This window comes from Mesorhizobium sp. M7A.F.Ca.CA.001.08.2.1, assembly GCF_003998455.1.
GTDB classification, from domain to species: Bacteria; Pseudomonadota; Alphaproteobacteria; order Rhizobiales; family Rhizobiaceae; genus Mesorhizobium; species Mesorhizobium ciceri.
On the sequence record NZ_RZPW01000275.1, the window covers coordinates 1 to 7,420 of the forward strand.

Consider the following 7,420-nt stretch of genomic DNA (forward strand, 5'->3'; position numbering starts at 1 on the left):
GCGGTAGACATGACCGCGCCGCTCCAGCGGCCAGCGCTGGAGAAAATCGGCGGCTTCGCTGACGCTTTCGATCTCTTCGATCTCATCTTCCACCCGCACTTTGAGCGGCACTCCGGTTTTCATCGTACCCACGGCGTTCACCTTCGCTTTGCGCGCGGCTCCAGCTACCGCACCCATAAACGCGCCCCGCTGGGGGCCGGTTGCATCAATTTTTCGGGCGGCGCCCGCTCCTCACGGGCTAGCCACCGCATCCAGCCAGTCATGGGCGCGGCTTTTGGGCCTGTCGACCAGTATGTTCTGCTGCTTGGCCGCCCTGGTGAAGGCGTCGAACGCGATGCGCTGGCAGCAGATGCCGTCCACGGCGAGCGTAACCAGCCGGGAAGCCTCGAGATAGCCAGGCGCTGTCTTGTCGGGCCATTGGTGGCGCAGTGCCTCGGCGGCTCCGGCCACCGAACTGACCAGCATGGTTTTGTTGTCGCAAAAGCGCACGGTAACCGGCATGAAGGCTGTCATCGGCGAACCTCCCCTTGGCATGGACGCGACATAACGTCGAAAACTCGCGCCGGTTCCATCAGCCTGGATGCCGGACGGCAGGGATGCTGGCGCGGCGGCGAAGAGGCGACGACCTACGGTTCATTGAAGGCCAACCGAGCAGCGCTCCGCTCCGCTCTGCCACCGCGTGGGGAGATGCCCGGCAGCGCCGAGGGCGCGCGAAGGATCGCCACGTGCCGGCCTCCACCACCCATCCCAACCAGGAGCCTTCCATGAGCAAAAAGACCAGACCCGCAAAACCGCAGGCGCCGAAATTGCCGAAGGGCGAGGCCGAGCAGGTGCGCATACGCCGCGAGATCGGCCATGATTTCGCGCTCAGGGATGACGCCTTCGGCCGCAAGCGGCTGGCAGCGGGCACGCTGGAGGCTGCGCGTGTCTACGAAGTGTCGAATGACGGCTGCGCCGCGACCGGCGGCATCGTGCGGCTGCGCGCCATCGATGCGCTCGTCGGCATCACCTCGCTGTCGCGCCAGCAGCGCGAGGCAGGCCTGCGCTACCGCGAGGATTTCCGCTGCAGTCAGCAGGCTGATGTCAAGCCGATGCGCTGGACCGAGCGCATCGACGGCGGCCGCGAGGGCGGCGGCATCGCCGACAGCGTTCTCGACGCCGGCAGGGCCTATGCCGCCGCCACAAGAGCGTTAGGCCATTGGGAGGTGGCCGCCGTGGTACGACAAGTCTGCTGCGCGGACGGTTCCCTCAAGCGCCTGTCCGAGCAAACCGGCGAGGGCCGGAACGTGGTGACGAAGCTGCTGAAGGTGGGGCTGGATCTGTTGGCAGTGCATTACGGGATGATGATGAGGAGGCGGGTGGGGTGAGCGGCGCAAATATCCGGCCGGCGGCGCCGGCCGGATCATTTTTCACAGGATCAGATCATCGGCAGACGCGGATTTCCTCGACGATCCTGTGGTGATGGCGCCAATGCTTGACCAGTGCGATGTGGCAACGGTGGTGACGGTGGTAATAGCGCGGCCTGTAGCCGTTGTCATAGGCGTCGTACTGGTAATAAGGGCGATAGTAGCGATCGCCATAGTCGTAACCATTGTAATAATCGTCGCCGTAATAGTCGTCTGCATAGCCGCCAATGCCGATACTGATACGGCTGCGGGCGTCGGAGGGGGCGATCATCGCCGCCGCCGAAGCAATGGCGATAACCGAAACAAGCAGGAGCTTTTTCATAGCTGCCTCCTTTTCAAGGTTAGGCTAATATAACTGCCGAGTTGCAGCCTCGTTCCACAGATTCGTAAGATGTGACGAACAATGCAGACCGGGGCGCAGATGCCCAGGCGCCTAAAACAAGGCCCTCTCCAATGGCCCCGCCAGTGTCTCGGCAAAGCCTGTCGCCAGATGGTGCCTGTCACGAAACGCCAGCTTGCCTGATATGACGACGTGGCACGTGGTCGGGCCGCAGAATTGGTTGGTGAGGTCGATGTAGCGGGTGTCGGGCACGCTGGTCACCACGGCGCGCTCGGTGGCGGCGGTGCTGTCGTTGGCGGCTTCGGCCCTTGGCGTGTCGCAGTGCGGCGAGGGTGCCTCGCGCCACCACAGGGTGCGCGCCACGCAGGAGCCGGCGAAGCTGGCGTTGATCGGCGTGTCGCGGATGACTGCCGTCTCGACACCGGCCCGGCTGAAGGCCTGCAAGGTCGAGCGCAGGCCGGCCTGCCAGCGCGCTACTTCGGCGGTGCGTTCGGCGGCGGGCAGATCGCGGGTCAGATTGCCGATGGAAAATTCGGAGATCACCACCAGGCGCGGCTTGCGGCGGATGATCTCTGATATGGCCTGCTCGCGCCAGGCGTCGCATTCGGTGTAGTCGCGCTTCAGCACCGTGTTGAAGGTGGAGAGCCGCGAGGCGCGGCACGATGATTTGAGATAGGTGACCACCTTGGTGTCGTTGCGCCTGGCTGCTTCGATCAGCGGCGTCGACCAGTGGTCGGCGTGCGAATCGCCGAACAGCACGATGGTGCGGGTGGCATCGGCCGGGCCGAACATGCAGGGTTTCGGCGTCACCGTTTGGAAGTCGGCCAGGCAGTTCTTGTCGACGGCCCGCGCGATGGAAGGTCTTTCGGCCGCCTGCTCGATGCCGCGCTGCTCGGGACCGATGTTGCGCGTGGCCAGATGCGCATTGGCGTAGGCGACCGCCACGCCGGCACCGGTCAGCGCCAGCGCGGGTGCGAGCGCGCGAGCGCCCACCGTCAGCCAGGCGCCGCGTCGTGCCGGGTTCTCGATGAGGTGATAGGTGAGCACCGACAGCGCCAGCGCCAGCACGCCGCAGCCCAGCCGCTGCGGCACCGTAAGATCGGGCGTCAGCATCCCGGCGTAGACGATGACCGGCCAGTGCCAGAGATAGAGCGAATAGGAGAGCGTGCCGATCCATTGCAAGGGCGGCAGCGACAAAGCGGTGGCCGGGCCAAGGACGTGCCGGTCGGTCCGCCCGTTGGTCTGTTCCCCGCAGCCGCCGCTCAGCAGCACCAGCACGGTGCCGGCAACCGGCAGCAGTGCATACCAGCCGGGGAAGGGCAGGTCCTCGTTCAACAGGCGATAGGCGGTCGCGATCAGCGCCAGGCCGAGCCAGCCAAGGGCTGGCCGCAGCCAGATGCGGTGCTGCAGCAAAGCCATGGGGACCAGCGTCGCCAGGCCGCCGGCAGCGAACTCCCAGGCGCGCAGCGGCGAGAAATAGAAGGCCCAGGCCGGCGCCGGGCTGGTCAGCCACAGGCAGGCGGCGAAGGAGGCGAGGCCGACCACGCCGATCATGGCTGCGGCCGTTCGCCGGCCCGGCCGCAGCCAGGCGGCCAGCAGAAGCAGCGCCGGCCAGGCTAGATAGAACTGCTCCTCCACCGACAGCGACCAGAAGTGGATGAAGGGATTGCTGGTGGCGTCGGCGGCGAAATAGTCGAACGACCAGCGCAGCAGCCACAGATTGATGGCATAGGCGGAGGCAAACATGGCGCCGCGCGAATAGAGCGCCTGCTCCTGCGGCGCCAGGATGAAGTAGCCGGCGGCCAGCGTGACCAGGATGACGAACAAAGCTGCCGGCAGGAGCCGCCGCGCGCGCCTGGCATAGAAGCGCCAGAGGTCGAGCCGGCCGGTCTCGCCGAGCTCCTGCATGAGGTGGGTCGATATCAGCCAGCCCGAGATGACGAAGAAGATGTCGACGCCGGCAAAGCCGCCGGGGAGCGCGGTGAGGCCGAAATGGTAGGCGACGACGCCGCCGACGGCGAGCGCGCGCAATCCTTGTATGTCCGGCCGGAACGATGCTGCCACGACGGCTCCCTCGTGCAAGCCCAGCCCCTGTGCAATGTCGGCGGTGCAGGCCGATATCGCAATGCAACAAATTTATCGCAGTGCAACATGGCAGAAATGGGGAGATGGGCCGGGTGCCGGCCGGGCCCGATCCTTGCGTGGCTGGCTTGTCTGCACACCTGCGGCAGACGCAAAACAGCCCCGCGCGGGGCTGTTTCTCATTCGGGTTGCTGGACTGCTACTTGCTGCCGCCGTTCGCTTTCACGCTGCTGCAGAATTCGGGATGGCTGTTGGCCGCAGTGGCGTCCTTCGCCTCGTCCTCGCAGGCCTTCATCATCGCGGTCTGGTCGTCCGGCGTAAGGGCCTTCCAGGCTTTCACGAAGTCGTCGTTGCTGACCATCGTCTTCATGCTGCTATCGGTGTAGAAGGGCTGCATCTTGGCTGGATCGTCGAGAGCCGACGTTTTGGCAAACGCCGCGCCGCCGACCATCGAAAGTGCCATGGCGCCCAAGCAGATCATCTTGATGTTCATGGGTACTCTCCTGTTGCTTTGGGATCGTCGAAGCAACGATCCATTGGAAAACGACAGGTTTGGGTGAAAGTTCCGGCATTTTTTGCGCAGAAAAGCCGAAACGAGGAAAAATATAGCCGAAAAACTTGAAACTTTCCCCGATTTTTCCCGTAGGGAGGCGAGTTTATCGGGTCCCTCGTGCGAGACTGACCACCAGTCGATCGACGCTGGGGTCGTCGAGGCTGACGATATGGGCCATCTGCAGCGCCCGCTTCATGCTGACCCTGGTGAAGTCCTGCCGCATGATGACCGGCACAAAGGCCGGCCCCGATCCTGTGAGGACGATCGCCCTGCCGACCAGAACCGGTTCGGAGATGGGAGCCCACTGTACGGTCATGATCGAGGGCTCGCTTGTCTGGCGGCGGTTGATGCCTGTGAAATAGATCCAGTTCAGGCGCGAGATCGCTACGCCGTAGTGGTTGCCGGGCATTCTGGCGCCACCCTGGCCATCGCCCGGGGCCCACCGCGTCACCCGCCTGAAGGTGACCAGCTCGGCCTCACGTCGCAGGAAGGTGACCGAGCGCATCAGAAGGTCGGGGCGGCCGGGGACCGAAAAATAGGTGAAATAAGTGCCGCCGGCGATGGCGGGCGACGGCGGCCGCACCATGTTTTCGTACAGTGCCTCGCGCAGCGATGCGTTGCCGTCGCCCTTGGCTGCGGGAACAGCCGGCTCGCGATACAGCTCGTTTTCGTCGATCTTGAAATAATCGCAGATCAGCCTGGCGGTGGTTTTGTTGGGCACCGCCTTGCCTTGCAGATAGCGCTCGAACTGGGTGCGATTGATGCCAAGCTCACGGCACACCGCGCTGACGGAAGCGTGGCGCTGGACCAGCCGCCTGAGATTGGCGGCGAGATTCTCGCGAATTGGCACGACATCTCCCCGACAGACGTACGGACCAGCATTCAAGCGATAGCTTATATACACTTGCATGCCGCGGCGCTGGCGCGAAGATGGACCTTTGGCCAATAGGCAACGATCCCGTAGAGCGTAGGCTGTACGATTCTGACAGTCCGGCTATGCAAGCCGTGTAAATGGGCGTATTTCGGTGGCAAGAGCGACCTCGGATCGGCCTCTCGACATCCTGTAATGGAGGGCGGTTTGGATCATACCGGCCTGGTCGAGCTTCTGGACTACACGCAGGCGCAATTGACGAAGATCCGCCAGGCGGTCGCGTCAAGCGATCACGCCGGTGCCATGTTCACCATTGATTGCCTTGTCGGAGCGGCGGCCGAGCAGACGAAGTGCAAGCTTGCAAGCCTGGAGTATGCCGGCTTGCCGATCGGCAAGGATGGGCCGATCGGCAGGGATGGGCCGATCGGCAGGGATGGGCCCATAAAAGGCGGTGCGGCACCGCCCGGCAAAGCGACATTGGGCAAGCCGGATGCCGGCGGCAGCCGCTCCTGATCAGGCCGCGCCGATCTCGCCGATCAGCCTTGCATATTCGGCCTCGGCTTCGCCGTAACTGCCATTGGCGAGTTCCAGCAGCCCGGCGCGGTCGCGAATGACGATCTCGCCCCGTCTCGAGCGAATCAACGCGCGGCCTTCGAGCAATTGAAGCGCGACGGTGACGCCTGGCCGCCTGACACCAAGCATGATGGCCAGGAATTCGTGGGTGATGGCGAGATGTTCGCCGGGCACCCGGTCGTCGCACATGAGCAGCCATCGCGCCAGCCGCTCCTCGAGCTTCAGCCGCGCGTTGACGAGCGCGGTGCAGCCGGCCTGGGTTTGTAGTGCGTTGACGAAGCGCAGCAGGAACATGCGCAAGGTCGCACTTGCCTCCAAAGCTGCCTTGAAAGCGCCGGCTTCGATGCGGATCGCTTCGCCTTCGAGTTGGACAAAACAGGCATGCGGCGCACGGTCGTCGCCCATCACCAGGGAGTATCCCGTCATGCCTTCGAAGCCGATGAAGCCCACTTCGGCCTCTTGGCCGCTTGCCGTGCTGGCGACCACCGAACCAATGCCCTGTTCGATGAAGTAGACGGCCTCGATCGGAACATTCGGGGTCACCAGCATCATGCGCAATGGCAAGTCGCAGCGCTGCATGTGCGGCTCGAGCAACGCCAGATCATCCGCAGGCATGCGCCGCAGCAGTTGGTTTCGGTACGGATGGTTCCCGTCGGGATCAGAGTTTTTGTTGGGATCAGACATGGCGTGGCCCAATGCAGGGCAAGAGCCATCCAATCTCCCAGCCGTCCGTGCCCGTAAAAACGTGAGGACGATGGCCTATGTATAGGGGCTCTGAACGCAGAAAGATATCAATGCGATATGAAATTCGAAGCACGGCGCCCCCCAACGCCTGTTCGCATATGAAAAGATCGGCCTGAATGTTAGTGTCGGAAACGTACCAAACGCCATTTGGTACAAAACCGACATATTTCATGAGAGCGCCGGATCACGCCGATAAAATCCGCTGGCCAATGAAAAGCGCCATGTCGCGCTGGGCCTGGGGACCGTTCGAAGAAGGGGGAGGACCGGGGGGAGAATTGTACGATACTTACTGTGATGAGGCCGATGTTGACTCTTGCTCAGCCCGATTTCATTTTTTGACCCACAGCGTCTAAAGCGCATCGCGTTTGATCGGATTTATGCGATGCGCTTTAGGGTCTTTGTTTACGCATGTCGTTCTCCCAAAGCCGAGGTCACTTTTGGACGACATGCATCAAAAGTGGCCGCTGCTCCGAAAGGGGCTTCTTATGTCGAGCCTTCGTAAGCGCAATCCCGGTCTCCATCCTTCCGATCTGCAACTGTGCCAGCGCGTCTTCGATCGGGTCTGCCTGGAGCGCAAATTTGATCGCATGTCGGGGGAGTCGGACGTGCAGCTTCTGGCAGCCACGGTGTTTTCGCTGTTCCAGAATGGCTGCCGCAATGAAGGCGAGTTGCTTGAGAGTTTCAGGCGGACCCGCCAATGACCAAGGCCAGGATCACGTCCGCGGCACCGGCCGAAAACGAACCTTACGACGCTGCGGTCTTCGCCCGGAAATACGGCATGTCGCGGAAGGCCGCGGAGGTCGTGCTGTCCGCGAATGGACCGTCCAGAACAGCCTGTGACGCTGCCGCCC

9 protein-coding genes are annotated in these 7,420 nt (G+C 63.2%); 3 read left to right on the forward strand and 6 right to left on the reverse strand.

All coding sequences use genetic code 11. The features are described from left to right. Positions 1-231: 231 nt before the first annotated feature. Positions 232-513, reverse strand: coding sequence for a DUF982 domain-containing protein (locus EN914_RS17520; RefSeq protein WP_013530587.1), 282 nt, complete (start codon positions 511-513; stop codon positions 232-234). A gap of 251 nt (positions 514-764) precedes the next feature. Here EN914_RS17520 and EN914_RS17525 point away from each other — a divergent pair, with 251 nt between their 5' ends. Further along, the gene (locus EN914_RS17525; RefSeq protein ID WP_024501752.1) at positions 765-1,367 is read left to right on the forward strand and encodes a DUF6456 domain-containing protein; all 603 of its coding nucleotides are present in this window, start codon (positions 765-767) and stop codon (positions 1,365-1,367) included. 55 nt (positions 1,368-1,422) lie between these two features. Here the strand turns inward: EN914_RS17525 and EN914_RS17530 are convergent, their stop codons facing one another. The 4 genes from EN914_RS17530 to EN914_RS17545 all read right to left on the reverse strand — a co-directional run bounded on the left by EN914_RS17530 (position 1,423) and on the right by EN914_RS17545 (position 5,231). Further along, complete coding sequence (locus EN914_RS17530) at positions 1,423-1,728, reverse strand: hypothetical protein (RefSeq protein ID WP_024501751.1); 306 nt, start codon at positions 1,726-1,728, stop codon at positions 1,423-1,425. Between the two features lie 111 nt (positions 1,729-1,839). Then, entirely contained in the window at positions 1,840-3,810 is a 1,971-nt protein-coding gene (locus EN914_RS17535) for an acyltransferase family protein (protein WP_024501750.1), read from the reverse strand. 217 nt (positions 3,811-4,027) lie between these two features. Beyond that, positions 4,028-4,321 (reverse strand): hypothetical protein, encoded by a 294-nt coding sequence (locus EN914_RS17540; RefSeq protein WP_013530594.1) that lies wholly within the window; start codon positions 4,319-4,321, stop codon positions 4,028-4,030. 163 nt (positions 4,322-4,484) lie between these two features. Next, positions 4,485-5,231: a helix-turn-helix transcriptional regulator gene (locus tag EN914_RS17545; protein WP_024501749.1), complete on the reverse strand. Its 747-nt coding sequence runs from the start codon at positions 5,229-5,231 to the stop codon at positions 4,485-4,487. A 228-nt stretch (positions 5,232-5,459) separates the two neighbouring features. On the opposite strand from EN914_RS17545, the gene EN914_RS17550 reads away from it, so the two are divergent. Next, a complete protein-coding gene (locus EN914_RS17550) occupies positions 5,460-5,765 on the forward strand; it encodes a hypothetical protein (protein ID WP_081714200.1) in 306 nt (101 codons plus the stop codon). Here the strand turns inward: EN914_RS17550 and EN914_RS17555 are convergent, their stop codons facing one another. Continuing rightward, positions 5,766-6,509 (reverse strand): Crp/Fnr family transcriptional regulator, encoded by a 744-nt coding sequence (locus EN914_RS17555; protein WP_024501747.1) that lies wholly within the window; start codon positions 6,507-6,509, stop codon positions 5,766-5,768. 497 nt (positions 6,510-7,006) lie between these two features. On the opposite strand from EN914_RS17555, the gene EN914_RS17560 reads away from it, so the two are divergent. Then, entirely contained in the window at positions 7,007-7,270 is a 264-nt protein-coding gene (locus EN914_RS17560) for a hypothetical protein (protein ID WP_013530598.1), read from the forward strand. Positions 7,271-7,420: the final 150 nt, after the last annotated feature.

What these genes read in the sequence shown, in the direction of transcription:
- EN914_RS17520 (WP_013530587.1), bottom strand. Translation starts at nt 513, where the DNA reads ATGACAGCCTTCATGCCGGTTACCGTGCGCTTTTGCGACAACAAAACC.
- EN914_RS17525 (WP_024501752.1), top strand. Translation starts at nt 765, where the DNA reads ATGAGCAAAAAGACCAGACCCGCAAAACCGCAGGCGCCGAAATTGCCG.
- EN914_RS17530 (WP_024501751.1), bottom strand. Translation starts at nt 1,728, where the DNA reads ATGAAAAAGCTCCTGCTTGTTTCGGTTATCGCCATTGCTTCGGCGGCG.
- EN914_RS17540 (WP_013530594.1), bottom strand. Translation starts at nt 4,321, where the DNA reads ATGAACATCAAGATGATCTGCTTGGGCGCCATGGCACTTTCGATGGTC.
- EN914_RS17555 (WP_024501747.1), bottom strand. Translation starts at nt 6,509, where the DNA reads ATGTCTGATCCCAACAAAAACTCTGATCCCGACGGGAACCATCCGTAC.